This window comes from Kitasatospora sp. NPDC127111, from assembly GCF_042677465.1.
Lineage (GTDB): Bacteria > Actinomycetota > Actinomycetes > Streptomycetales > Streptomycetaceae > Kitasatospora.
The window spans coordinates 1,862-26,926 of the sequence record NZ_JBHXTG010000080.1 but is presented as its reverse complement, the minus strand read 5'-3'; the positions used below and the strand labels follow the sequence as shown (position 1 = coordinate 26,926).

Genomic DNA, 25,065 nt, shown 5'->3' with positions numbered 1-25,065 from the left:
GGGCGCGGGGGACGGTCGCACGTGCGGAGGCACCGGGCGCGGGGGACGGTCACCCGTGAGGCCGCCTCAGCGCAGCGCCTCGAACATCCGGCCCAGCGCCTGGTTGGCCGCGCCGACCAGCGCCTCGGCGGCGTCCAACGCCTGCGCCGCGTCCGCCGCTTCGGCCGCGTTCGGCGCACCGTCGGCGGCGGCGCGCGCGGCGAGCGCCAGGCCGACGGCCGGCTCCGGTTCGTAGCCGGCCGTCACCACCAGCGGCAGCAGGGTGACGCCGAGCCGGGCGCAGCGCGGGCGGAGCCGGTCCAGGTGGTCGTACAGCGCCTCCTGGGAGAGCCGGGCGCCGAGCGGCATCCCGTCCAGGGTGCGGACCAGGTGGCCCGGCCCGCGGACCTGGTCCAGCCGGGCCCGCAGGACGAAGGCGATCGCGGGCCCGGTGAGCCGCAGGTTGGTCTCGGTCGGGGCGAGCCGGCGCTCCCGGTCGGTCACGAAGTCGACGTCGTACCAGCCGCGGTGGCCGTCGGCGGCGAGGCGCTCGCCCACCGCGAGCCCGAACCGCTCGGCGGTCGCCGCGGCGCCGGGCGGCACCACGCCCGGGCCGACCGTCACCCCCAGGTACCGGGTGCCGTCCACCTCCATCGCCCCGACGCCGACCGGGTGGACCCGCCCGTCCTCGCCGATCACCGCGTCGAAGGTGAGGTCGCGCAGGTGCTCGGCGCGGCCGCCGTCCACGTACTCCTCCAGGAGCAGCGCACCGCCGGGCGGCAGCACCTCGTCGCGGACCAGCCGGCGCAGCAGGGCGCGTCCGCCGCCGGCCGCGAACAGCTGTTGCGGGGTCACCACGACGGTGCCGTACCCGCCGACGCCGTGCGGGCTCTTCACCACCGTGGTCAGGCCGCGGCCGGCCCGGGCGGTGAGCCGGCGGGCGGCACGGCGCGGCGAGTCCGGCTGTTCCTGGCGCGGCACCACGATCCCCGGGTGGTCCGGGGCCAGTTCGGCGAAGAGCCGGTGCGCGGCGGCCTTGGACTCGTACCGGCGCACCGCCGCCAGTGCGGGTCCGGCCCCGTGGGCGGCGGTCCGGCCCCAGGCCACCACCGGTCCGGGCCCGGCCGCGATCCGCGCCGCCAGGGCCGGCCGGGCGGCCAGCGCCTCGGCGAGCGTCCCGCCGGGCGCGATCCCGCTGTACAGCTCGACCGGCCCCCAGGCCAACTCCCGTGCCAGCCAGTCGATCCAGGCCCGCTCGACCTCGCCCGGCAGCACCAGCAGGGCCGGCTCCGGGCTGTAGCAGGCGGCCATGCCGGCGTAGTGGTGGGCCTGGCGCAGCCGCCGCGCCCGCTGGGCGGCGTCCATCCCCGCCGCGAGGAACTGGTCGTTGAAGTCGGCCACGTTCCCCAGGTGCACGGCCCGCCGTCCACCGGTCCAGGCCCCCGCCCATCCGTCCATCCCGCGAGCCTACTGTTCCGCGCCGGGCGGCCGTGGGGTCAGAGCCGGACGAGGCCGGCGTCGGTGCTCCGGAATCCGCAGGCGTCGAGGTAGTAGGCCCGGAGGTGCGGTTCGAAGTCGACGTGCAGCCACTCGCAGCCGGCCGCGCGGGCCCCGTCGACGGCGGCGGCGACCAGGCGGGTGCCGACACCGGTGTGCCGGGCCGCGGGGGCGACCACGGTGTCGAGGAGGAAGGCGTGGCCGCCGCCGTCCCAGGCGACGTTGACGAACCCGGTCAGCGGACCGCCGGCGGCGGGGCGGGCGCAGACCCAGCCGAGGCTGTGCCGCTCCAGTCGGGCGCGCCAGGCGACGGCCCTGACGGGTTGGCCGAAGCCCTCCGCGTGCAGGGCGTCGAGCTCGTCGTCGGTGAAGGGTGCGCGCCAGGTGTACCGGATCGTCATGGCCGGATCCTAGGCCGGGCGTTCACCGCGGCGCTCAGCACACGATCCACGGCCGAATCCACGGCCTCGTCCGCAACAGCGTTCACACCGCCGTTCACACCGGCATTCAGTGCTTCAACAGCACTTTTCACAGTGTGCATTCACAACCGATCAGATTCGATCAGTGCAGGACACGAAATGGTCAAGATCTGACGCTATATCTAGCCGGGGTTGGCAGCTCACCGTCAATCTCTGACGCAACTCCCTTGCAGCTACCCCGACTGGAGTCAGAGTGAGCCCCACCTCCTCTCACCGCCGCCACCTCGCGGCCGGAGCCATCGCGGCCACCGCCGCGCTCGTCGCCGCCACCTTCCAGACCGGCACCGCGTCCGCCGCCCCCAACGGCCGTGACGCGGCGATCGCCCAGGCCAAGGCCAACGTCGCCCACAACGCCTCGGTGTTCGGCTTCGGCGACGGCCAGGACCTCCAGGTCAAGGACGTCATCATCGACGCCGACGGCACCCAGCACGTCCGCTTCGACCGCACCTACCTGGGCCTGCCCGTCGTCGGCGGCGACCTGGTCGTGCACCAGGACGCCCGCGGCCGGCTCAAGGACTCCTCGCGCGCGGCGGCCCACGACGCCAAGGTGAAGTCCACCGTCCCGAAGATCCCCGCGCAGGCGACCGCCGGCCAGGCCCTCCAGGCCGCGCCGAACATCGGCTCCGCCACCAGCTCGCCCGAGCTGGTCGTCTGGGCCGCCGACGGCACGCCCCGCCTCGCCTGGAAGACCACCGTCGCCGGTGTCGGCGAGCACGGCCAGCCGGCCGGCAAGGTCGTCGTCACCGACGCCACCACCGGCGAGCACATCGAGACGTACGACTCCGAGCACCAGGCCAGCGGCAGCGGCCACTCCGAGTACACCGGTGACGTCACCATCGACACCACCCAGCAGTCCGGCGGCTACGCGCTGATCGACCCGCTGCGCGGGACCATCACCAAGGACGCCCACAACGTCTCGTCCAACTCGCTCAACGCGAGCTCGGGCACCCTCTTCACCGACGCCGACAACGTCTGGGGCGACGGCAGGAAGTTCTCCACCGACCGCGCCACCGCCGCCGTCGACGCCCACGCCAACACCGCCTGGACGTGGGACTACTACAAGAACACCTTCGGCCGCAACGGCATCAAGAACGACGGCAAGGGCGCCACCGTCTTCGTCCACGTCGGCACCAACTGGGACAACGCCCAGTGGTCCGACAACTGCTTCTGCATGATGACCGGCGACGGCGACGGCACCACCGACCCCGAGCAGGTCGACCTCGACACCATGGGCCACGAGATGACCCACGGCGTCACCAGCGCCACCGCCAACCTCCGCTACAGCGGCGAGTCCGGCGGCCTCAACGAGGCCACCAGCGACATCTTCGGCACCATGGTCGAGTGGTACGCCAACAACGCGGTGGACACCCCCGACTACCTGTTCAGCGACCAGTCCACCCCGCCGTGGCTGCGCCGCATGGACAAGCCCTCGCTCGACGGCCGCTCGGCGGACTGCTGGAGCAAGTCGGTCGGCCGGCTCGACGTCCACAACTCCTCGGGCGTCGGCAACCACTGGTTCTACCTGGCCAGTGAGGGCAGCGGCAGCAAGACCATCAACGGCTTCACCTACAACAGCCCCACCTGCAACGGCTCCACGGTGACCGGCATCGGCAACCAGAAGGTCGCCAAGATCTGGTACCGCGCGCTGACCGTCTACATGACGTCCACCACGGACTACAAGGGCGCGCGCACCGCGTCCCTGAACGCCGCGAAGGACCTCTACGGCCTCAACAGCACCGAGTACAACGCCGTCGCGGCCGCGTGGAGCGCCGTCTCGGTCGCCTGACGCCTGCCTCCTTACCCCTCCTCACCCCTTCCCCCCTCCTGATCCTCCGGTTCCGGACTCCAGCCGGATCCGGTGGTTCCCCCTCCCACGTGTGGCCCGTCGCTGCTGCGGCGGGCCACACGTGGCTTTCGGCAGGTCGACAGGAATATGCAGACCGGTCTACTGTTTTCCGCATGGGAGTCAAGGGTGAGGAGACCCGCGCCCGGCTGATCGCCGGCGCGCGCAGTCTGATCGAGGCACAGGGCTACTTCGGCACCGGCCTGAACCAGATCGTGGCCGAGAGCGGCGCACCGCGCGGCTCCCTCTACTTCCACTTCCCCGAGGGCAAGGACCAGTTGGTCGCCGCCGCCCTGCGCCAGGCCGGCCAGGAGGTCGAGGAGCTCCTCAAGTCGCAGGCCCGCAAGGCCCCCGACGCCGCCGCGGTCGTCGGGCGGCTCACCGACGTCTTCCTCGCCCGCCTGGAGGAGTCCGACTACACCAAGGGCTGCCCCGTCGCCACCGTCGGCCTGGAGGTGGCCGGCTCCAACGAGGCGCTGCGCGCCGTCTGCGCCGAGGTGTACGCGAGCTGGCAGGCCGTCCTCGCCGACCGCCTCGCGGCCGAGGGCTTCGGCCCGGCGGAGGCGGAGACCGCGTCCGCCCAGGCCCTCGCCCTCCTGGAGGGCGCCCTGCTGCTCGCACGCGTGCGCCGCGCCCCGCAACCCCTGGAGGACGCCCGCCACGCCGTCCGCCACCTCCTCGTCACCCGCCCCGACCGCGCGGCGCAGGGCCGTCCGACGTCGCGCTGACGGGCGCCGCGCCGCCGCCGCGCCACCGTCGCGTCACCCGACCACCACGCGGCCGGCCGGCGGCCCGGGGCGTGCTCACGCCCACGTCCGGCCCAGCCGCCGTCGGCTCGCGAATTGAGACACCGGAAGTCCCCTGTTCACGGGCGTGAGACGGGCGTGGGACGGCTCACGGTGCCCGGAAGGCCTGACGAACCGTCCGGGGCGCGGGCAGACTCCTCCCCCATGAACATCACCCGCAAGCTCGCAACCGCCGCCGTCACCCTCGGCATCGCGGCGTCCGCCGTCATCGGCACCACCACCACCGCCAGCGCCAACCCCAACGCCTCCTACATCGGCTACGGCTACTCGGAGTACGGGACGGGCGTGTGGTGCGTCCAGCACATCCTCAACCACAACGGCGAGTACTACGCCGGCATCGCCGAGGACAGCTACTGGGGCCCAAAGACCGAGGCCGCCGTCAAGGAGTTCCAGCGCCAGGTCAAGTCCCACTGGCCTTCGATGGAGGTCGACGGCATCGTCGGTCCCAGCACCGGCTGGTGGCTCCTGTACATGAACAACGACGGCTACGGCTACAACCGTGACGGCTCCAAGGGAGCCTGCTGGAACCACGTCCCGACCAGCTACTAGGAGCACCGGCTCCGGGGGGCCGGGGCGGTCCGTCCGTCCTGGCCCCCGGCCGCTTCGCCCGGGTCGACCGGGTGGGGTCGGCGGGAGCGGTCACGCGCCGTTGGTGCCGTTCGTCGGCGCGGCCGCCGTCCACCAGGCGATGACGCGGGCGGCCATCGCGTCGGGCCGCAGGCCGAGCGGATCGAGACCGAAGTGGTCCACCAGCTCGTGCCGCAGGAACGCCTCGACCTCCGCCTGGCCGGCGCCGGCGTGGAGTCGGGCGAGCACGGGGGCGAGCATGCAGGCGTACTCGTCCGGCGATTCGTCGGCGACGCCGATCGGGTCCCACGCGTTGAGCAGTCGGCGCAGGCCGTCCTCGGCGGAGGTGGTTCGTGATTGCACGCCCCCGGACCGCCACCCGGGACCGGCGCCGCGATCAGCCCGGGTCCGGGGCGCGGTGGGGTGACGAGGTTGGTGACGCGGTGGGGTGAGGTGTGGCGACGGCGGTGGCGGCCGGGGTGGTCCGGGCCGATCCGGGGTGATCCGGGGTGGTCTCGGTGCCCGGCGTGTTCCCGGGCGGGTCATAGGTCTGCTCTATGGAGCCATAGCTCCCCGGCCCCTACAGCGGTGCGGGCGGACCGGGTTTGCTTCAAGCACCCGCCCGACCGCCCGGACCCGACTGCCGGGCCCCGACTGCCGGGCCCGACTGCCCGGAGGAACGCACCGCCATGTCCCGCCCGATCCGTGTCGCGATCGTCGGAGCCGGCCCCGCCGGCATCTACGCCGCGGACGCCCTGCTGAAGTCCGACGCCGCCCGGGAACCGGGGGTCTCCATCGACCTGTTCGAGCGGATGCCCGCCCCGTTCGGGCTGATCCGCTACGGCGTGGCGCCCGACCACCCCCGGATCAAGGGCATCGTCACGGCGCTGCACCAGGTGCTGGACAAGCCGCAGGTCCGCCTGTTCGGCAACGTCGACTACCCGGGCGACCTCACCCTGGACGACCTGCACCGGTTCTACGACGCCGCGGTGTTCGCCACCGGCGCGGTGGCCGACCGCGCGCTCGACATCCCCGGCATCGGCCTGGACGGTTCGTACGGCGCCGCCGACTTCGTCTCCTGGTACGACGGGCACCCCGACGTCCCCCGCACCTGGCCGCTGGAGGCCGAGAAGGTCGCCGTGCTCGGCGCGGGCAACGTCGCGCTCGACGTCGCCCGAATCCTGGCCAAGACCGCCGACGAGCTGCTGCCCACCGAGATCCCCCCGAACGTCCACGCCGGGCTGCGGCGGAACAGGGCCCTGGAGGTGCACGTCTTCGCGCGGCGCGGGCCGGCCCAGGCCAAGTTCAGCCCGATGGAGCTGCGCGAGCTCGACCACTCGCCGAACATCGAGGTGATCGTCGACCCCGAGGACATCGAGTACGACGACGGTTCGATCGCCGAGCGCCGGGGCAGCAAGCACGTCGACATGGTCGCCGCCACCATCGAGAACTGGGCGATCCGCGACGTCGGCGACCGCCCGCACCGCATCCACCTGCACTTCTTCGAGTCCCCGGTCGAGCTGACCGGCACGGACGGCCGGGTGAGCGGCCTGCGCACCGAGCGCACCGAGCTCGACGGCACCGGCAACGTCCGCGGCACCGGCCGGTACACCGACTGGGACGTGCAGGCCGTCTACCGGGCCATCGGCTACTACTCCGACGAGTTGCCCAAGCTGCCGTTCGACCCGGTCTCCGGCACCGTTCCCAACGAGGCCGGCCGCGTCCTGGCCGGCGACGGCTCCCACCAGCCCGCCACCTACGTCACGGGCTGGATCAAGCGCGGGCCCGTCGGCCTGATCGGCCACACCAAGGGCGACGCGAACGAGACCGTCGCCTGCCTGCTGGCCGACCACGCCGGCGGGCGGCTCCCCGGTGCCGCCGAACCGGACCCCGAGTCGGTCGTCGCCCACCTGCGGGAGCGGGGCGTCCGGTACACCACGTGGGAGGGCTGGCAGCGGCTCGACGCCCACGAGCGGGCGCTCGGCGCGGCGGAGGGCCGGGAGCGGGTCAAGGTCGTGGAGCGCGAGGAGATGCTGCGGCGCAGCGGCGCCTGAGGACGCGTCAGCGGCACCGGCCTCCCGGTGGGCCGGGGTGGGCCAGGGGTGGGCCGTCCGAGGCGCCGGCAGTGTGCCTCCGCGACGCGTCCGCGGCGGGCCTCCTTCCGGGGAACCGGGGAGGCCCGCTTCCTCTTTCCCTCGGCTCCCCTTCCTCCCGGCGCGCCGTCGGCGGTATGTTCACCTGCGTACGCCCGCCACTGGCCGCGTACTCCGCTGATCCACCGGACAGCGGGGCTTTGTCGCGCAAAAATATACCGACCGGTCTACAGATAATTGCTCTAGAGCAGTGGGCGCCCCTCGTGCGCATCGTTGGTTTGGGCAAAAAATATGCAGACCGGTCTACAGAAAAGGAGCCTGCCCATGAACGCCGGCCCGGCCGATCCCTCGTCGCCTCCGCCCGCCCCGCGCACCCTCGTCCTCGGTGCCACCGGTTTCCTCGGCCGTTGGCTGGTCCTCGAACTCCTCCAGCGCGGCGAGCCGGTGGCCGCCGCCGTGCGCGACGGCCGCGGCGGCGCACGGGACCAGGACCTGCGCGGCTGGCTCCGCGCCCACGCCGCCGACGACGCCGCCCTCACCACCGTCGCCGCCGACCTCACCCACCCCGGGCTCGGGCTCTCCCCCGAGGACGACGCGCTGCTCGCCGAGGTCCGCGACGTGCACAACCTCGCCGCCCGTTACCGCTTCGGCCTCCCCCGCGCCGAGGCGCACGCCGCCAACGTCGACGGCGCGCTGCACGCCCTGCACTGGGCTGCCGGCCGGTCCGGGCTCCGGCGGCTGGTGCACCTCTCCGGCTACCGGGTCGGCCGGGACACCGCCCCCCGCCACCCGCTCCCCGCCGCCGAGGCCGACGCGCTGTACGCCCGGCTCGGCGCCTACGAGGCGTCCAAGCACCTGGGCGACGCCGCCGTCCGCGTGACCGCCGCCCGGCTCGGCGTTCCGCTCACCACGGTGAACCCCAGCAGCGTGATCGGGCACTCGGTCACCGGCGAGGCCGGCCAGTACATCGGGCTGGCCGAGCTGGTCCGGCAACTCTGGTCCGGACGGCTGCCGTTGCTGCCCGGGACGCCGCGCACCCTCCTCCCGGTGGTCACCGTCGACCACCTGGCCCGGTTCCTCGCGGCCGTCCCGGAGCACGACGACGGCCCGGCCCACGCCCACACCGTGCTCGACCCCGCCACACCACCCCTGCCGGACTTGATCGCCCTGCTGGCCGAGCACCTGGGCGTGCGCGCGCCGCGCGGGCTGGTCCCGGTCGGCCTGGTCCGGCGGCTGCCCCGCGCCCTGACCGGCGCCGACCCGGAGACCCTCACCTTCCTCTCCGAGGACACCTACGACACCACCTCCGCCGACCGCCTCGCCCACGCCGCCGGCCTCCACCACCCGCCCGTCGCCGACGTGTTGCGCCGCTGGGCCACCCGCCTGGTCGCCGACGGCTTCGGCGCGACGGCCTCCGGACCGGCGCTCCCGGGCCGGTTCACCGACCTCGCGGGCAGTCGCAGCTACCTCGTCGGGGACGGCGTGACACCCCGGTTCGTCCTGCTGCACGGCCCGGGCGCGGACGCCGACGCCTGGCACGACGTGGTCGCCCGGCTGGACGCGCCCGCGCTCACGGCCGACCTCCCCGGTCTCGGCCGCTCCTCCCCCGCGTCGTCCAGCTCGTCCACCTCGTCCACCGCCGCGGAGGACCGCTGGCTGGCCGAGCTGCTGGCCCCGGTCCGGTCGCGGCCCGTCCTGGTCGCCCACTCGGCCGTCGCCACCACGGCGTTGCGCTACGCGGCCGCCCACCCGGACCGGCTGGCCGGCCTCGTCCTGGTGACCGCGGACGCCCCGGCCACCCCTGGCTCCCCGGCCACCCCGCCCCCGTCCCACCGCCCCGGCGCGGCCAGGCGCGCCGCCCGCAGGCTCCGCACCACCGCCCGCCCGGCCGAACGGGCGGCCGTCGCCGAGCTGGCGCGCACCGGTCCCGTCCCGGTCCACACCGTCCCCGGCGGGCCGCACTCGGCCTACGCACCGGAACTCGCCGGCGCCATAGCCGAGTTCGCTCGCTCGCTCACCGCCTGAACGCCGTGCGGCGACCGTGCACCGCCGATCACCGACCGGTGCACGGCCGCCGGCAGGAGCGCGTCGTCCGGGTGCGGATCCGGACGACGCGCCCGCGGTCCGGCGCCGTCGACCGCCGGCCCGCGGCGAGTCCTGGTGGTGCGCCTCCCGGCCCGGGTCAGGGCGGACGGCCCGGGCAACCCGGCGAGGCGACGAGGTCGGCGGCGCGCGGCAGATCGGCGATGAGGCCGACCGCCACACCCGCCCGGACCGGCAGCGCGACCGCATCGCCCCTCGGGCCACACCGTCCTGAAGCCTTGACCGGCCCGAGCGTCCGCGGCCGGCTCCGCCTCCCGGCCGGCCGCGCCGGCCCCCGGTCGAGCCAGGGCTGACCGCGCGTACGGGCGGTGTCCTCCCCGGCCGAGCCGCGCCGCGGACGAGGTCCAACACGCCGTTGCGCTCGGTCTCCTGGCCGCGTCCCCCGACGATCGGCTTGCCGAGCGTGCCGTTGACCCAGGCTTCTACGGTGCCTGGCAACAGGCACCGATGAGCGTTCCCGCCGACCCCGGCACGGGCCCGGCGAGGCCCACCCGGCGGGCACGCACGGCAGCGTGGACCGTCCCGCGCCGGGCGCCCGTCCGCCGTTCTCGCTCCCCTGCGCCAGGACGACGTCAGCGCCCAGGTCCAGGGCCCGCCCGGCGGGCCTCGTCCAGACCGGCGGCCCGGACGACCAGCACCGCTTCCTCCCGGCGGTTACGGGCGACGAACGGGCTCGGCCCACCGAAACGGAGCATCGCCGCCACGGAACGGTCCTCCGGCCCTGCTCGACGACGCCGCCCGTCTGCATCATCGCCCGGACCAGGAAGCCGACACCCCACGGCCCGTCGGCGCCCTCCCTGCCGGCCACCGGCCCCCGCTCCAGCCCCACCCCGTCGCCCTACCCGCCCGGCCCAGCAGCCCAAGGCCGCCCGCCCGAAAGACGGCCACAGCCCATGCACCCCCGACCGAACCACCGCCCGGCGCCGACACGAACCTCATCACCACCTAGTGCTGCTCCGCGGAGGGTCGCGCGAACGAATGGCCGCGAAGCATGTAGTGACAGCGCCGCGCGTGTGCTTGGTGACGGCGGCGCCATCTGGACCAGGTCAGTGTGTGGTCGCGGTCCGGAGCACGGTGGCGGGGTCGAGCTGCCAGCAGACGGCGAATCTCGGCCGGGGTGAGGTCCACGAGGTCGGGCGCGTCGTCGCTGCCGCCCCCTTTTCGCGCTCCCGGGCAGCCATGACGGCCAGGAACGCGTGGGCGAGCATCGCGAGGGTGATGTGCCGGTACCAGCCCACGTACGGCCTCATTTCGTACTGGTCCAGGCCGCACTCGTTCTTCGCGCTCTGGAAGCACTCCTCGATCTTCCAGCGGCAGCCCGCGACGCGGACCAGGTCGGCGACGGTGGCGTCCAGGGGCGCGCAGGCCAGATAGTAGGCGACGTCGTCAGGCCTGGCGATGCTACGACGGGCCAGCATCCAGCGCTGCCGAGTGGGCTGGTCACCGTCGAATTCCCACACGGCTGGCAGGCGCGCTGCGGCCCAGTCGTAGAGGCGCTCACCCTTGGCCTCGGAGCCGGCGGACAGCCGCTGCCAAGCCTCGGGCGGGGCTTGGGCGATGAGGAAGTCGATCCGTGGGCCGTGCACCTGCTGGGACTTGGGACGGCAGCGACGTAGGAGAGCCCGGCGTCTTCGAGGAACCGCCGGAAGTGCGAGTCCTGGCCGCCGACCGCGCTCGTCGGGGACGCGGGGGCCCTGGCAGCGTTGCCGGTCGTCGGTCCAGGACTTGGGCAGGTCGAGCTCGCGGTCGACCAGGGCATGGCCCTTGGTCCAGGCGTAGGCTGCGAAGACGCCGATCTGGCGGTTCTCCGTGCGGCCGGCGGTGCCCGAGTACTGGCGCTGCACGCCGGCCGGGACGGTGCCCTTCTTCACGAAACCCGTGTCGTCGAGGATCAGGACACCGTCAGGGGTGCCGAGTTGCTCGCCGATGTAGGCCTGCAGGTCATCGCGGACCCCGTCCGCGCTCCAACAGGCGCGGGCGAGCAGGTGCTGCAGCCGATGCGGGGCCGGGTGCCCGCCGAACTCGGCCAACTGCCAGCTGTTCTTTCGGCCCACCGGACCCAACAGTCCGCGCACGTAGTCCCGCATCCGCCTCCGCGGCTCCACCCGCGTGAAGCGAGTCCCGATCCGCAGGAAGAGTTCGGTCAGTTCCCGGTCCCACACCTCCGCCAGATCGTCGCTCACACCGAGGGGCTGTCCACGACGCTGCCCCTACGCGCGCCGCGGCCACTCGTCCGCGCGACATCCCCGCGAACACCCCTCCACCCCCGGCGCAGCCCGGCTACACTCGCCGCCACCAGGCCGCTGACCAGGGAAAACGAATTACGCTCACTGGAGTACCAACCGGCCCTACGACGTGTGCGGGCGCCTCCGACGTGCCAACCCCTCCCCGCCCTCTCCGGCATCACCGGGCAGGTGAATAATTCGACGGCGCACCGGCCCCGCGCCTGGTTGCTGTTCGCGCGTCAACGCTTCGTTCACAAGATCATTGGGGGATCTCATGAGTTCACGCCGCTACCTCGGATCGGCGGCTGCCGTCATCGGTGCCGCCGTGATCGGCACGGTGCTGCCCGTTGTCAGTGCACACGCCGCCGGCGCCACCGATCCCGGCACCGATCCGACAGCCGCCTTCACCGCCACCCAGGCGGACCAGGAGGTGCCCCGACTGACCGTCACCGATGCCTCCACCGGCACGTGGCCGATCACCTCGTACAGCTTCGACTTCGGCGACGGCACCGCGCCGGTCACGGCGTCCACCACCCCGGTCACTCACACGTACGCCACTGGCGGCCGCTTCACGGTGACCGAGACCGTCGTCGACGACCACGGCCGGTCCGCCACGAGCCAGAAGTCCGTCACCGTCGTCCACGGAACCCTGTTCGGCGCCCCCCTCGTCGCGAAGTTCTACGACGGCATGATGGGCAGCCACCGCCCCTTCGTCGGGCTGCTCCACGACCGGGGTGCCTGGGACTTCACCAACCAGCGGGTGTCCGGGCCGCCGACCGGCCAGAGCACGTTCGGGACCGCCGACGGAGACATCCCGATCGCCGTCGCCCCGGCCTACGGCACCCAGGTGGTGGTCGGGGTCTACCGCTCCGGCCAGTTCATCCTGAACACCCTCCCCGCGCCCACCACGGTGGGCTTCGGCCAAGCCGGTGACATACCGGTCCCGGCCGCCTGGGACCACAACGGGCACGACCAGCTCGCGGTCTACCGGCCGAGCACCGCCACCTTCGCCGTCCGCCACGACGACGGCAGCGTGACCACCGCGTGCTTCGGCGACCCCGGCGACCTGCCGGTGGTGGGCGACTGGGACCGCGTGGGCCACATTCAGCTCGGCATCTTCCGCGGCAACGGCACCGGCCGGACGAACACCTTCGCGCTCCGCCACGACGACGGCAGCGTCAGCACCGCCGGCTACGGCGACTACGGCGACGTCCCGCTGGTCGGCGACTGGCAGGCGGCCGGCCGCACCACCTTCGGCATCTACCGTCCCTCGACCGGCACCTTCGCCCTCTCCAACGCCTACATCGGCAAGGCCGACGACGTCTTCCACATCGCCAGCCTGTACTGACCTGCACTCCTGGAAGGGCCGCAGGCCCGACGGCCTGCGGCCCTCTCGCTTGCCCGGCGCACGCCCTCGGGAACTCGGACTGGCAGCGGCGGATCGACCAGGTGGACACCTTCAAGCTCAGCAAGGACCCGCAGTTCGTCGAGAAGGTCCGCGCCGTGGTGGGCCTCCACCTGGACCCGCCGCAGCGCGCCATCGTGCTCTGCGTCGATGAGAAGTCGCAGATTCAGGCCCTGGACCGCTCGGCCCCGGTACGACCGATGATGCCCGGCATGCCCGAGCGCCGCACCCACGACTACCTGCGCGGCGGCGTCACCCCTTGTTCGCGGCACTCAACGCCGCTACCGGTGAGATCATCGGCTCCCCGCACCGCCGGCACTCTTGGTGTGATCCGGGCTGTCGCCGTCAGGCGACAGCCCGGATCTTCCAGGTGGTGCCGTTGTGTGGGAATCCGAGGTTGATCAGGGTTCGCCGATTGAGGGCGGCGGCGCGGGTGTGGAGCGCACGTGCTCGTCGCGGGCCCTCCACACCTGCCCGAACCCACCCGCTCCCAGGACCAGTTGGTAACGCCCGGCCACCGTCGTCCCCGGGTAGCACAGCAACGGAAGAGCACAGCCCAACCACCCCCGAATCGAACGTGGTGCCTGTGCTGGCCGCAGCCATGAACGAGAGGACGTGACCGGATTCCACCCCTCGCCACCGCCCGGTACCGCCGAACCGCGCGCGGGTGCGGCACGGCCCTATCGGCCGTCGGCGGCTGCCGCTATCGTCCCGTTCACGGCCACAGCCGGCGAGGGGTGGGGGAGGTCGCCATGTCGGTCGAGCGGCGGACGAAGGCACCATGGCTCCCGCCCCGCTGGTTCATCCGGCTCGCCTGGGCCGTCCACCGGGGCGTGTACCGGGCCTTCGGCGGGCGGGTCGGGCTGTGGCGGCCGAAGGCCAAGGGCTGGGGCACCCTGCGGCTCACCACGACCGGGCGCCGCACCGGGCAGCGGCGCAGCGTGATCGTCGGGTACTTCGAGGACGGTCCGAATCTGGTCTCGCTGGCGATGAACGGCTGGGGCGAGGGTGAGCCCGCGTGGTGGCTCAATCTGCAGGCGCACCCGGACGCCGACGTCGAACTGGCCGACGGGCGGCGGTCGGTGCGGGCCCGTGCCGCGACGGGCGAGGAGCGGACGCGGCTCTGGGCCCGCTGGCGCGCGATCGACGCGAACCTGGACGCCTTCGCGGCGCTGCGGCCCCACGAAACCGCGGTGGTGGTGCTGGCCCCCAGGCCCGGCACGCCGGGCGCGGCCGACGGGACCGACGCGGCGGACGCGGCGGACAGCTGAGCGGTCGGCGCCTCCCGCAGCCGGCCGGCGGTGAACCGAACGCGTGTATGGCGGCGTCCACCCGGGTGTGATCACCGCCGTTCTCGACGCCTCGCCGCTGCTCTGGCCCGGCGCGCTCGTCTCCGCCGTCCTCGCCGTCCTGTTGAGCCGCCCGGCCGGCCGGTTACTGGCCGCGCACCGCTTCGCGGGCTTCCTGCTGGTCCTCGCGCTCGGCGGGATCATCACCCTCACCCTGCTACCCGACCTGCGGTGCTCGCTCGCGGACAACCTCCGCTACAACGCCCGCCAGTGCACCGTCGACGGCGCCGGGCCGCATCCCGCGCGCGAGCTCCTGACGGTCAGTCAGAGCAGCTTGAATGTAGCCCTGTTCGTTCCGCTCGGTGTCGCCGCCGCGCTCGCCGGCACCTGGGGCCGGCGGGCGGCCGCCGCCGCCGGCGCGGCGCTCCTGCCGGCCGCCGTGGAGGCCACCCAACCAGTACGCCCTGCCCGTCCTGGGCCGGGCCTGCGACGCCCAGGACCTCTACGACAACCTCCTGGGTCTGGGGCTCGGCCTGGCGGCGGGCCTGATCGCCGCGGTCCCCGCCCGGGCCGCCGTACGGGCCCGCCGCAACACCCGCCGTCCGGCCGCACCGCACGGCACTCCGGCCGAGTGAGGGCCCCGCGAGCCCGCCACGAGCGGAGCCGGTACCACCGGCTCCTGGACCGCCGGTTCGTCCGGAGTCACACCGGCCGCGAACCACCGAACAGCCCACCCGCCCGGAGCCCGCGCGCCGCCCGACACCGCGCTACCGGCGCCCGTCGGCCGCGGCGTACCGGAGCCTGGCGGAGTCCCCCTCGATGTGGAGGAAGCACGGGCCTCGCCACACGGTCAGGTCCGGTTCGTCGAAGCCGACCGCGACCAGCCGGAGCTCTGCCGCCCGGATCGGCAGGACGGCGGCGGCGAACTGCTTCCCCTCGGGGCCGTCCCCCCAGCGGACTGCCGCCAGTCGCTCGAACAGCTCACGCACGCCCTCCCAGCCGGGCCCCGGGACGAAGCGGTGCAGGAACCACGGCATGTCGCACCCCTCCTCGTGCAACTCGCCCACCAGGGTTCCCCCCTGCACCAGCTGCCAACCGCTCATCGCTCCCCCGTCCGTTCGGTACCACCGCCCCGCCTGGCAGGCCCTCCCCCGCACGGCCCGGCCGGGAGAGCCCGTGGGACCCGTCTCGCCGATCATCTCCCGGTCCGCGCCGATCGACGAAGCGGGCCTACCCTCGAACCAGACGACGAGCCTGACGTTCTCCTCACCGTGGACGTCGGCGAGTGCCCGCATGGCCGCCCACACCGGCGCCCAGGCGCCGCCTGCCACCGCCTCCAGCCGGGTCATCCGCGCGACGCGGAGGAGCTTGCCCCCTGCGTCCACTCGGCGCCCTCGGGCCGGCCTCGGGTGTCCTGGAAGGACTTGCCGGTCAGGACCCGACCGCCGTCGGGCGCGCGGCCGTACTCGTGGACGCGCTCGTCCACCGCGTCCGCGGGCTCGTCCCAGTCCACCCGGACCAGTTCCGCCCAGCCGATCCAGGACGCGCGGTGACCGTCCGGCCCCCATCCCCCGTATGCCCCGGCGGGTCCGGTCCGAGACGTCGTCGGGCAGGCCGCGGCCCTCGGCGAGGGGGCGGAAGCCCGCGTGGTTCCGCACCCCGAACAGACAGCCGAAGGCGTCGTCGTCACGTCCGCCGTAGAGCAGGTCCACGTCGATCGCGGCGGCCCGGGCCGCGTCCTCCTCGTCGAGCGTTCCGAAGGTGGCCCGGCACTCGACGACCCCGTGCAGGTCGGCTCCCATGCCGACGGATTCTCCCGCCCTGTCCGGGCCCTCGCCACGGGCTTTCGGCCCGGCGTGCGGGTCCGCGCCCACCCGTCCCGTCCGCTCAGTCCGCTGACGCCGTCGGATCGGGTGCCGGCCCCGACCGCAGAACCGGGACCGGCGCCGTGATCGCGGCGGCCGGCAGCACGTTGTCCGGTTCGGCGCCCGGGTCCTCGGCGGCGACGACGCCTGCCGCCTCCGCGTCGAAGCCGGACGGCCAGACGGTGAGGCTGCTCGCCAGCGCGGTCTCCAGCCTCGCCTGCCGCAGGTCGGCCCCGCTGAGGTCGCAGCCGCGGAGGTCGGCCATGCGCAGGTCCGCGCGGACGAACACGGTGCCTCCGGCGCGGGCCTTGCGGAGGTTCGCCTCGCGCAGGTCCGCGCCGGAGAAGTCCGCCTCCCGCAGGTCGGCCTTGAGCAGCCGGGCGCCGCGCAGGTCGGCTCCGGTGCACCGGGCCCGGTGGAGGATCGAGGTCCCCAGTTCGGCATGCCGCAGGTTGGCCCTGATCAGGGAGGCCCCGCGCAGGTTGACCTGATACACGCTCGCCGCTTCCAGGCACGTGCCGTCGAGGTTGACGCCGCTGAGCCACAGTCCGTCGCAGTCGGCCCGGCGCAGGTCCGTGAAGCTGACGTTGAGCCAGCCCGGAGTGCGGTCCTGGGTGAGGACGCCGAGGCAGGTGAGCGCCACCTGGGCGTCGGCCGCGCGGGTCTCCAGCGGGCGAACCGAGTTGATGGAGGCGTCCGCCGCCGGGGCCCCCGGCTCCTGCGGCGGCCAGGGCAGGTGCGTCCGCAGGTACGCCGCCATGATCGAGACGACCGACTCGTGGTCACGCTCGGAGTGGTCGGCGATCCGCCGGAGCGCGTAGATGCCGCCGATCCGCACGTCCAGCTTGTCGCTGCCCAGCTGCTCCACGGCCCGGCTGAAGCGGTCGGTCACGTGGCCCTCCCGGGTGGCGTGCAGCCCGTCCTGGCTGACGCGCAGCTGCCGCCAGGTGGCGTAGGCGCCGAACAGGACGACGGCACCGCCGATCGCCTGGAGCAGCGTGGTGCGCACGTCGTTCACGGCGTTCAGCCGTTCCGCGGCGGTGAGCTGGGCACCGGCGAGATCATGGTCGACGACCAGGGCCGGGAGCGCCAGGAGCAGAACCGCCAGGGCTACCAGAGCGGCCACGACGACCACCGCCACGGTAGCCGGCCGAGTCGGACGGCGACGGTCGCGAAACGATTCCCCCATGGTCACCGGATCCTAGGGCAGTTCCGGACCGGAGGGCCGGTACGGTCGCCGGGCCGGCATGATCGGCGCGGCCCCGTACGACCGGCGCGGGGGCGGAGGTGGCAGGACCGGACGTGGAGGGAGACACCGGATGGGCGCGCCCCGTACGCCGCGTGAGCGCTGGGTCGAGGAGGGGCTGCGGGCGCTCGCGGGCGGTGGTCCGGAGGCCGTCCGGATCGAGCCGCTGGCGCAGGCGCTCGGTGTGACCAAGGGCGGGTTCTACGGGTATTTCGGGAGCCGGGGTGCGCTGCTCGACGAGTTGCTCGACACCTGGGAGCGGGACGTCACCGAGGCGGTGATCGAGCAGGTCGAGAGCCTGGGCGGGGACGCCCGGACGCGGCTGGACCGGCTGTTCACGGTCGTCGCCTCCGGGACGGCGCCGTCGAGGAGCGTCGCGGTGGACCTCGCGATCCGCGACTGGGCCCGGCGCGACGAGGTGGTCGCGGAGCGGCTCCGGCGCGTCGACAACCGGCGGATGGAGTACCTGCGTTCGCTGTTCCGGTCGTTCTGCCCCGACGAGGACGAGGTGGAGGTGCGCTGCATGGTGACCTTCTCGCTGCGGATCGGCAGCCCCTCCATCGCCGCCGACCACGCGGGCCGCACCCGTGCCGAGGTGATGGAGCTGACCAGGAAGTGGCTGCTGCGCTGACCTGCGCTAGCGGTGCCCGCCCGCCGCTGCGAAGGCGAGGACGGTCCAGCTCACTCCCGGGCGGTCGTGCAGGTCGGGTCGGGGGGTGCGGATCAGCAGGTCCAGGCCGCGGGCCCGGGCCTGCGCGACCGTCTCGTCGGCCGGGACGGCGAACATCCGGCGGCCGGGCGGCACCGGGCCGTGGCGCAGCGAGAGGACGACCCGGCCGCCGGGGTTGAGCAGCCGGGTGAGCGCGTCCATCGCCAACGGCCGTTCCCGCTCGGCCAGGTGCATCCAGACGGCGCACAGCAGGATCAGGTCGAAGCGCTCGCCCGTCGCGCGGAGCGCGGCGGCCTCGGGCAGCGAGTCGTCGACCCAGCGGATGCCGCTGCCGGCGTGGATGCGCTCGCCGGCCCGGCGCAGCTCGGCGGTCGGTTCGGCCGCGACGACCCGGTGGCCGCGTGCGGCCAGGGCGGCCGCGTCCCGGCCGGTGCCGGCGCCGATGTCGAGGATGTCGGACGGCCGTTCGGGGAACAGGTGCAGCACCTCGCGGTGGACCTGTTCGAAGGTCACCCCCTCGTACTGGGCGACCCGCTCCGCCGCCGTCTCGCCGTAACCCGCGTTGCTCGCCAGTTCGTTCACAGCTCCCCCTCGTCGGTCGGGCGCGACCGGCCGGCCGCGGCGGCCCCGCCGCCGGTGGGCCGGATCGCCCGTCACAGTCGGAACGATCTTCCCCCGATCGCCGCTCGGCGCCAAGCGACGGACCGTCACCGGGGGCGGACCGGGGCGGGGGCGGAGCCGGGGGCAGGGCGCAGGGAGCCGCGTCGGGACCGGGTCAGGCCTCGCCCGGGTGCCAGGCGGGCCACTCCCACGGGCGGTCGGCCCAGTGGACGCGGTCGGGATCCCGGGGGTCGAGGTCGGGGAAGAGCTGGTGGATCCGGGGTTCGAACTCCTCCGGAGCGAGCGGCTCCCAGCCGTGGCCCTCGAAGTGGACCAGGCGGTACCGGCTGTCGGTACGGAACTCGGCGACCTCGACCAGGGGCTTCGCCGTGCTGTTCGGCGTGCTGTTGGTGTCCATGCCCCCAGCATGTGGCGGACCCCGGACGGCCGCACCCGGGGTACGGCAGGCAGCGTACGGTCCGGGGCGGGCGGGTCGGGGGGCGCGACGGGCGGCCGGGGGGCGCGACGGGCGGGCGAGCTGCGGAGAACCCCCGTCCGGGTCATGTCCCGGCGGCGGCGCGCTCGTTGAGCACGGCGAGCGGGTCGCCGGTGGTCGGCGACGGCCGGCAGGAGGACACCGGGCATGGGCGGGCAGCCGACGGGCGGGCAGTGGCAGTGGCCGGAGCAGGCGTGGGAGCCACCGCCGGTCCCACCGCCGCCGCCCGCCTCGGCGGCCCCGCCGGTACCCGTCCCCTCGCCCCCGGCCAGGGCCGCGGCGGCCGCTCGGGCGGGGCGGCCGCGCTGGGTGTGGGCGGCGACGGCGGCCGGGACGGTCGCGGGGCTGGCCGCCGTCCTGGTGATGTGCGGGCCCGGGTCGGGCGAGGAGCGGACCGGGGTGGTGGCGTTCCCCTCGGCCTCGCCGACCTCGGCGGACTCGCCGTCGCCGTCCCCCTCCGCGTTGCCGTCGGTGCCCTCGGTGCCCGACCTGGTGCCCGTCCCGGCCACGGCGCCGCCCGGCACGCCGGCCCCCTCGCCGGAGACGGCGCCGACCCCGGCCGAGCAGCCGGGTACCGCGGGCGAACCCGCGGGGACCGGGGCGGACCACGCCAGCACCGCCCGCCCCCGGCCGAGCCACAGCCCGCGGCCGGCGCCGTCCCGCCCGGCGACCGGCCCGGCGGCACCCGCCCCGGCGGCGTCGGCACCGGCGCCTGTGCCGGGCGGCGCGCCGAGCCTGCCGGCGGCGATCGGAGGCGGCTCGCTCTGCGACCAGGCCGAGCGCATCGGCCGCTGGCCGGCCGGCTCGGAGCAGGCCCGCCTCTGCCACGGCATCTACGGCTGACCGGCCCCGGGAGGCCGGGTGGACGCCGGGGCGGGACGGGCCTGGCGGGCGGTCGGGCCGGGCGGTCCGGCCGTTCACCCGTCCGGCCCGTTCACCTTCCGGCCCGTCGGTCCCGTCCGTCCCGTCGGTCAGTCCGCCGTGCACCCCCAGTAGCCGACCTCCGCCGGTTCTCCGTCGCGGTACAACACCGTGCACCGGCCGTGGCCACGGCCGACCGGGTCCAGGAGCTCTCCCAGCGCGGCCTCCCACTGTTCGTGCGTCGGCCGGCCGTCGGGCGCCCAGCTGCGCACCTCGGCCTCGGTCAGCGGTTTGACCGTGGCGAAGCCGTCCGCGGAGCCGGCGTCGACCAGCGCGTAGAAGTCGAGCACGGTGCACGTCCCGCCGGTCAGGACGTACTCCTGCCACGCCTCGTCCTCCCACAGCTCGACGATGTCCCGGCCCGGGAACCCGTGATCGTCCTTCGCCAGCTCCTCCGCCTGGGCCTGCCGGAAGGCCGCCGTCAGGTCTTCCCGGTACGGCCCCGTCCCCGCCCACTGGTTGCCACCCACTGCAGCGTCCTCCTTCGCACGGTCACTCGACCGCCGTCACTCGATCGCGGCGCATGCTAACCGGGGCGACCGACAGGACCGCCTGCCGCGGGGCGCCGACGAGGCACCGACCAGCACCGACGCGGCGCCGGCCGGGCCTCCCTCCTCCCCTCAGGCCGGCCCGGGCAGCCCGCTGTCCGGCCCGAGGAGCCCCTTGTCCAGCCGGGGTGCCAGCACCCGGGCCAGGGTGTCGGTGATGTGCCCGGTGTCGCGGTAGAGCACCACGCCCTCCAGGACCGCCGGGCAGTCCGGGCCGGTGCCCGGGCAGAGCAGCGGGGCCAGGTCGAGCACCCGGACGCCGTAGCGGGCGGCGAGGCCGCCGTCGATCAGCGGGTCGCGCTCGAAGGCGGACGCGCGGGGGAAGAAGCAGGCGTCGGAGCGGCCGTCGGAGGCGGCGAGGCAGGTGGGGATGTCCTTGCCGGGCATCGGCGTGTCGCCGAGGTAGGCGAGCGGGGCGCCGACGGCGGCGAGCCGGTCGAGGGTGCGGGTCCAGCCCTCGGCGCGTTCCTCCTGGCCGCCGTACCGGTTGAGGCCGGCCATCAGGATCAGGCGCGGCTTGGGACCGGTGGCGAGGCGGGTGAGGGTGTTCTCCCGCCAGCGGTCGCACTCCTCGAAGGTGCGGCCGAGGACGTTGTTCCGCACGGTCAGGGTGGCCAGCGGGCAGCCCGGCTTGACCAGGACCTCCAGCGCCCAGTGCCGCTGGTCGGCCAGTGCCAGCGCGCCCGAGATCCACTGGCCGGCGTGGGAGTCGCCGAGCAGCACGATCCGGTCGCGGCTGCTCTCGGTGCCGAAGAGGCAGCGCGGGCTGGTGTCGGCACCGAGCGGGATCTCGCAACCCCGACCGGGCGGGAAGTCCTCCCGGGCCCGGGCCAGCGAGGGGGTCAGGGTGAGCACCCGGGTGCCGGGGGCGAGCAGGGCGGGGCCGTCGACCGCGCCGGCCGGGACCGCCACGGGCGGGCCGGCGTCGCCGAGGGCCCGGACGGTGCCGCCGCCCAGGGTCAGCCCGGCGATCAGCGGGATGACCAGTGCGCTGGCGCCGACCGCGAGCCCCCGGCGCGGCGCCGGGCCGCCGCCGTGGCGCAACGGCTGCTCGACCAGGCGCAGGGTGAGCCAGGCGGGCAGCGCGGAGGCGGCGGTGAGCGCGACCAGGGTGGGCCAGGGCAGGGCGCCGTAACGGGCCTGGGCGATGGTCAGCACCGGCCAGTGCCAGAGGTACCAGGCGTAGGACAGGCGGCCGGCGGCGCGCAGCGGCCGGGTGGCGAGCAGCCGGCCGACACCGCCGGCACCAGCACCGGAAGCACCAGTACCGGCAGCGGCGCCAGCAACGGCACCAGCACCGGCGCCGGGAGCACGGTGGGCCGATCCGGCGAGCAGGACGGCGGCGGTGCCGAGGGCGGGGAGCAGGGCGGCGCTGCCGGGGAAGGGCGTGTCGCGGTCGTAGTGGAGGACGGCGAGGAGGACGGCGGCCGCGCCGGCCCAGCCGAGCGGGCGCAGCACCCAGCCGGCCGTCCGGGCGGACCGGCCGGGGTGCGGCAGCCGGCGCGCCAGGACGGTGCCGAGCAGGGCGGCGCCGGCGCCGACGGCGAACTCCCAGAGCCGGGCGGCGGTGGAGAAGTAGCCGAGTGGTGCGGAGCCGGCCGTCCAGCGGATGCAGAGTGCCAGCGAGACGCCGCCGATCGCGGTGGTGGCGACGGCGACCGCGGCGGTGCGGCGGCGGCCGGTCAGGTGGCGGGCGAGGCCGAGCAGCAGGACGCCCCAGAGCAGGTAGAACTGGTTCTCGACGCCCAGTGACCAGAAGTGCTGGAGCGGGCTGGGGTCGCGTTCGGCGGCGAGGTAGTCGGTCTGCTGCCCGACGAACCGCCAGTTGGCGAACTGGCCGGCGGCGGCGATCAGGTCGCGGGCGAGGTCGGTGCCGCGCAGCGGGTCGAGCAGTGCGCCGCCGGCGACCGCGGTGGCGACCAGGACGACGGCGGCGGCGGGCAGGATGCGGCGGGCCCGGCGGGCGGCGAAGTCCCGGAGGCCGAGCGGACGGGCCATGAGCAGGCCGGTGATCAGGAAGCCGGAGATGACGAAGAAGACGTCGACGCCGACGTAGCCGCCGGTGAACGCGGGAACGCCCGCGTGGAAGGCGAGGACGGCGAGGACGGCGACGCCGCGCAGGCCCTCGATGTCGGGGCGGAAGGCGGCCCGTCCGCGCGGCTCCCCAACCGGATCCCCCGCCGGCGCCGCATCCGGCTGCGCGTCCGGTTCGGCGACCGGCTTCGCGACGAGCTTCGCGACCTGCCGGGCGGGCGACGAGGCAGCGGGAGCGGGCCCTCGGGCCGGTGCGGCGAGGTGGACGAGGTCCGGCGGGAACGCGCCCGCCGCGGCGTCGGGTGCGGGTTCGGGGTGGACGGTGTGCGGCGAGCGGGTGCTCTCCGGCTGGACGGACGGGCGCCCGGCGATCGGGCGTTCGGCGGGCGGGTGTTCGGCGGGCGGGCGCCCGGCGGACGGGTGTTCGGCGGCCGGGCGTTCTGCGGGCGCGGGCGGGTGTTCGGCGGCCGGGCGTCCGGCGCCCGGTGGTACGGCCGTGGGCACGGCGGTGCTCCTTGCATGACTGGCAGCGGTGTTCGGGACCGCCGGGCCGATGGGGCGGCCTGGCAGCGGGTCCGCGCCGGTGGGGCGACGCGCAAGGCCTGGCGGGCGGGCGCCAGGTGATGGACGAGACGTCAGAAGACGAGCGGATCGGCCCAGCCGGAGGCCAGCAGGCCGCAGAGCAGCAGCACGGCGGTGAGGGCGACCGCCTCGGCCCGGCCGAAGCCCGGGTCGGAGGCGTGCCGGGCGGGCGGGGCGACTTCGCCGACGGCGGCACCGTTGCCGCCGCGCAGCAGGGGCCACAGGGCCCGGACGAGCGGGATGGTCGTGTAGGCGGTGAGCCCGAGCAGTGCGGTGAGCGCCCAGTACGGCTGCCAGCCGTGCAGGGCGACGGCCCTGGCCGGGCCGGCCGCGCCGGCGAGGACGACGAGGCCGAGCCAGCCGACGCCGATCCGGGCGACGGTACGGGCGAGCGAACTGCCGCCGGAGACGGCGCCGGTGGGCACCCAGTCGGCGCTGCGGCGGCGTACCGCGTGCGCGATGGCGACGATGTGGCAGAGCCCGCCCAGGAGTTGGACCCGGGTGACCTCGAAGCGCCAGCGGGTGCGGGACATCGCGGGCAGCAGGACGAGCGCGACCCAGATCGGCGGCAGGAACGGCAGCACCTGCCAGGGCCGGATCTCCTCGGGCCGGAAGTACAGCATGATCAGGGCCGGCAGCGGGACGGCGAACACGTTGACCGCGCTGGTGACGTAGCCGAGGATGCCGTTCCAGAAGCAGAGCCGTGCGGAGCGGGAGAGCGGCCCGCGCCGGAAGCCCGGGTCGCCGACCAGGGCCAGCGAGCCGAGGCACCAGCGGTACTGCTGGCTGATGAAGGCGGGCAGACCGGTGGGCGACATGCCCTTGGCGACCAGGGCGGGCACGTACCGGGTGGTCCACCCGGCGCGGGCGAGCGAGAGGCCGGTGTAGAGGTCCTCGCTGTGGTCGATCTCGGCGAAGCCGCCGACGCGCTGCAGTGCGGCGCGCCGGTAGAGCGCGTTGGTGCCGCAGCAGACGGTGCCGTCCTGGGCGTCGCGGGAGGGCTGGATCCAGCGGTAGAAGATCTCCTGGGTCGCCCCGGCGGCGCGTTCCAGCCACGACATGCCGGGGTCGGTGTCGAAGCACTGCGGGCTCTGCACGATGCCGACCTCGGGGTTGTCGAGGTAGGGCACCAGGTGGTGGAGGAAGTCGGGACGCGGGCAGAAATCGGCGTCGAGGACGGCGATGATCTCGCCGGTGCCCTCGGCCAGGCCGTGGTTGAGGTTGCCGGCCTTCTTGAACCGGCCGCGGTCGGGCCTGGCCCGGTACCGGAAGCCGTGGGACTCGGCGAGTGCGCGCACCTCGGGGCGGGCGGCGTCGTCGAGCACCAGGACGGTCAGCTCGCCGGGCCAGCGGACGGCGGCCGTGTGCCGGTAGGCGTTGGCCAGGACGTCGAGCGGTTCGCCGGCGGTGGGGAGCAGCAGGTCGACGCCGGGGTACCGGGCCGGCCGCCAGGCGCGCAGCAGCAGGTCGTGCGAGTCGCGGGTGTAGCGGCGGGCGCGCTGGCCGTCGCTGACGGAGAGCAGCCAGGTGACGGCGTTGAGCACGGTCAGGGCCAGGAACGGCCAGAGCAGGGGCCGGCTCAGGGCGAAGAGGCCGAGCGTGGCGGTCGCTCCGGCGTAGGAGAGGGTGGCGCAGAGCAGCACCCAGCGGCGCTGCGGGCCGAAGTACCAGTAGAGCTCCTCGTCGTCGGGTGGGCTCGGCAGCCGCGGCGCGGCGGCCGGGGGGGGGGCGCGGCCGGCGCGGGCCGGTGGGGGGCTGAAGGGGGCCAGTAAATGGGGGCGGGGGCAAATTGGCCCCCGGGGGGGGGCGGGACAGGG

At 74.8% G+C, this 25,065-nt stretch carries 22 protein-coding genes and 1 pseudogene; 11 read left to right on the top strand and 12 right to left on the bottom strand.

From position 1 onward, the window contains the following. Nucleotides 1–66: 66 nt before the first annotated feature. Together ACFVHB_RS33770 and ACFVHB_RS33765 are read right to left on the bottom strand one after the other, a co-directional pair. Nucleotides 67–1,437, bottom strand: coding sequence for a hypothetical protein (locus tag ACFVHB_RS33770; protein WP_380329836.1), 1,371 nt, complete (start codon nt 1,435–1,437; stop codon nt 67–69). Nucleotides 1,438–1,475: 38 nt separating this feature from the next. Next, nucleotides 1,476–1,877 carry a GNAT family N-acetyltransferase gene (locus ACFVHB_RS33765; protein WP_380329834.1) on the bottom strand — a complete coding sequence of 134 codons (402 nt, stop codon included), beginning with the start codon at nt 1,875–1,877 and terminating at the stop codon, nt 1,476–1,478. Nucleotides 1,878–2,148: 271 nt separating this feature from the next. On the opposite strand from ACFVHB_RS33765, the gene ACFVHB_RS33760 reads away from it, so the two are divergent. The 3 genes from ACFVHB_RS33760 to ACFVHB_RS33750 all read left to right on the top strand — a co-directional run bounded on the left by ACFVHB_RS33760 (nt 2,149) and on the right by ACFVHB_RS33750 (nt 5,153). Next, entirely contained in the window at nt 2,149–3,741 is a 1,593-nt protein-coding gene (locus ACFVHB_RS33760; RefSeq protein ID WP_380329832.1) for a M4 family metallopeptidase, read from the top strand. A 173-nt stretch (nt 3,742–3,914) separates the two neighbouring features. After that, nucleotides 3,915–4,526, top strand: a complete 612-nt coding sequence (locus tag ACFVHB_RS33755; protein ID WP_380329830.1) for a TetR/AcrR family transcriptional regulator — start codon at nt 3,915–3,917, stop codon at nt 4,524–4,526. Nucleotides 4,527–4,748: 222 nt separating this feature from the next. Continuing rightward, nucleotides 4,749–5,153 (top strand): peptidoglycan-binding protein, encoded by a 405-nt coding sequence (locus ACFVHB_RS33750; RefSeq protein WP_380329828.1) that lies wholly within the window; start codon nt 4,749–4,751, stop codon nt 5,151–5,153. Between the two features lie 90 nt (nt 5,154–5,243). On the opposite strand, the gene ACFVHB_RS33745 is transcribed toward ACFVHB_RS33750, so the two are convergent. Then, nucleotides 5,244–5,534, bottom strand: coding sequence for a hypothetical protein (locus tag ACFVHB_RS33745; RefSeq protein ID WP_380329826.1), 291 nt, complete (start codon nt 5,532–5,534; stop codon nt 5,244–5,246). A gap of 326 nt (nt 5,535–5,860) precedes the next feature. Between ACFVHB_RS33745 and ACFVHB_RS33740 the strand changes: the two genes are divergently transcribed. Together ACFVHB_RS33740 and ACFVHB_RS33735 are read left to right on the top strand one after the other, a co-directional pair. Next, a complete protein-coding gene (locus tag ACFVHB_RS33740; protein WP_380329824.1) occupies nt 5,861–7,225 on the top strand; it encodes an FAD-dependent oxidoreductase in 1,365 nt (454 codons plus the stop codon). A 363-nt stretch (nt 7,226–7,588) separates the two neighbouring features. Beyond that, nucleotides 7,589–9,289: an alpha/beta fold hydrolase gene (locus tag ACFVHB_RS33735; protein ID WP_380329822.1), complete on the top strand. Its 1,701-nt coding sequence runs from the start codon at nt 7,589–7,591 to the stop codon at nt 9,287–9,289. 1,124 nt (nt 9,290–10,413) lie between these two features. Here the strand turns inward: ACFVHB_RS33735 and ACFVHB_RS33730 are convergent. Next, nucleotides 10,414–11,538: an IS701 family transposase gene (locus ACFVHB_RS33730; RefSeq protein WP_380329862.1), complete on the bottom strand. Its 1,125-nt coding sequence runs from the start codon at nt 11,536–11,538 to the stop codon at nt 10,414–10,416. A gap of 328 nt (nt 11,539–11,866) precedes the next feature. Here ACFVHB_RS33730 and ACFVHB_RS33725 point away from each other — a divergent pair, with 328 nt between their 5' ends. From ACFVHB_RS33725 to ACFVHB_RS33710, 4 genes and pseudogenes are all read left to right on the top strand, one after another. Further along, nucleotides 11,867–12,940 (top strand): PKD domain-containing protein, encoded by a 1,074-nt coding sequence (locus ACFVHB_RS33725; protein WP_380329820.1) that lies wholly within the window; start codon nt 11,867–11,869, stop codon nt 12,938–12,940. Between the two features lie 107 nt (nt 12,941–13,047). After that, a pseudogene (locus tag ACFVHB_RS33720) lies at nt 13,048–13,316 on the top strand (IS630 family transposase); the annotation flags it as partial. A gap of 433 nt (nt 13,317–13,749) precedes the next feature. After that, on the top strand, nt 13,750–14,268 hold the full coding sequence (locus tag ACFVHB_RS33715; RefSeq protein WP_380329818.1) for a nitroreductase/quinone reductase family protein: 519 nt from the start codon (nt 13,750–13,752) through the stop codon (nt 14,266–14,268). 380 nt (nt 14,269–14,648) lie between these two features. Beyond that, nucleotides 14,649–14,921, top strand: a complete 273-nt coding sequence (locus ACFVHB_RS33710) for a hypothetical protein (protein ID WP_380329816.1) — start codon at nt 14,649–14,651, stop codon at nt 14,919–14,921. 132 nt (nt 14,922–15,053) lie between these two features. On the opposite strand, the gene ACFVHB_RS33705 is transcribed toward ACFVHB_RS33710, so the two are convergent. From ACFVHB_RS33705 to ACFVHB_RS33695, 3 genes are all read right to left on the bottom strand, one after another. Beyond that, nucleotides 15,054–15,389: a hypothetical protein gene (locus ACFVHB_RS33705; protein ID WP_380329814.1), complete on the bottom strand. Its 336-nt coding sequence runs from the start codon at nt 15,387–15,389 to the stop codon at nt 15,054–15,056. Nucleotides 15,390–15,631: 242 nt separating this feature from the next. Further along, complete coding sequence (locus tag ACFVHB_RS33700) at nt 15,632–15,799, bottom strand: hypothetical protein (RefSeq protein WP_380329812.1); 168 nt, start codon at nt 15,797–15,799, stop codon at nt 15,632–15,634. Between the two features lie 374 nt (nt 15,800–16,173). Then, complete coding sequence (locus ACFVHB_RS33695; RefSeq protein ID WP_380329810.1) at nt 16,174–17,277, bottom strand: pentapeptide repeat-containing protein; 1,104 nt, start codon at nt 17,275–17,277, stop codon at nt 16,174–16,176. A gap of 193 nt (nt 17,278–17,470) precedes the next feature. Between ACFVHB_RS33695 and ACFVHB_RS33690 the strand changes: the two genes are divergently transcribed. Beyond that, nucleotides 17,471–18,028, top strand: a complete 558-nt coding sequence (locus ACFVHB_RS33690) for a TetR/AcrR family transcriptional regulator (protein WP_380329808.1) — start codon at nt 17,471–17,473, stop codon at nt 18,026–18,028. Nucleotides 18,029–18,034: 6 nt separating this feature from the next. Here the strand turns inward: ACFVHB_RS33690 and ACFVHB_RS33685 are convergent, their stop codons facing one another. After that, nucleotides 18,035–18,649: a class I SAM-dependent methyltransferase gene (locus ACFVHB_RS33685; RefSeq protein WP_380329805.1), complete on the bottom strand. Its 615-nt coding sequence runs from the start codon at nt 18,647–18,649 to the stop codon at nt 18,035–18,037. Nucleotides 18,650–18,842: 193 nt separating this feature from the next. Continuing rightward, nucleotides 18,843–19,085: a hypothetical protein gene (locus ACFVHB_RS33680; protein ID WP_380329803.1), complete on the bottom strand. Its 243-nt coding sequence runs from the start codon at nt 19,083–19,085 to the stop codon at nt 18,843–18,845. A gap of 225 nt (nt 19,086–19,310) precedes the next feature. On the opposite strand from ACFVHB_RS33680, the gene ACFVHB_RS33675 reads away from it, so the two are divergent. Continuing rightward, a complete protein-coding gene (locus tag ACFVHB_RS33675; protein WP_380329801.1) occupies nt 19,311–20,006 on the top strand; it encodes a hypothetical protein in 696 nt (231 codons plus the stop codon). 128 nt (nt 20,007–20,134) lie between these two features. On the opposite strand, the gene ACFVHB_RS33670 is transcribed toward ACFVHB_RS33675, so the two are convergent. From ACFVHB_RS33670 to ACFVHB_RS33660, 3 genes are all read right to left on the bottom strand, one after another. Beyond that, on the bottom strand, nt 20,135–20,554 hold the full coding sequence (locus tag ACFVHB_RS33670; protein ID WP_380329799.1) for a hypothetical protein: 420 nt from the start codon (nt 20,552–20,554) through the stop codon (nt 20,135–20,137). 150 nt (nt 20,555–20,704) lie between these two features. After that, nucleotides 20,705–23,170 carry an SGNH hydrolase domain-containing protein gene (locus ACFVHB_RS33665; protein ID WP_380329797.1) on the bottom strand — a complete coding sequence of 822 codons (2,466 nt, stop codon included), beginning with the start codon at nt 23,168–23,170 and terminating at the stop codon, nt 20,705–20,707. Nucleotides 23,171–23,301: 131 nt separating this feature from the next. Continuing rightward, nucleotides 23,302–24,891 (bottom strand): glycosyltransferase family 2 protein, encoded by a 1,590-nt coding sequence (locus tag ACFVHB_RS33660; protein WP_380329795.1) that lies wholly within the window; start codon nt 24,889–24,891, stop codon nt 23,302–23,304. Nucleotides 24,892–25,065: the final 174 nt, after the last annotated feature.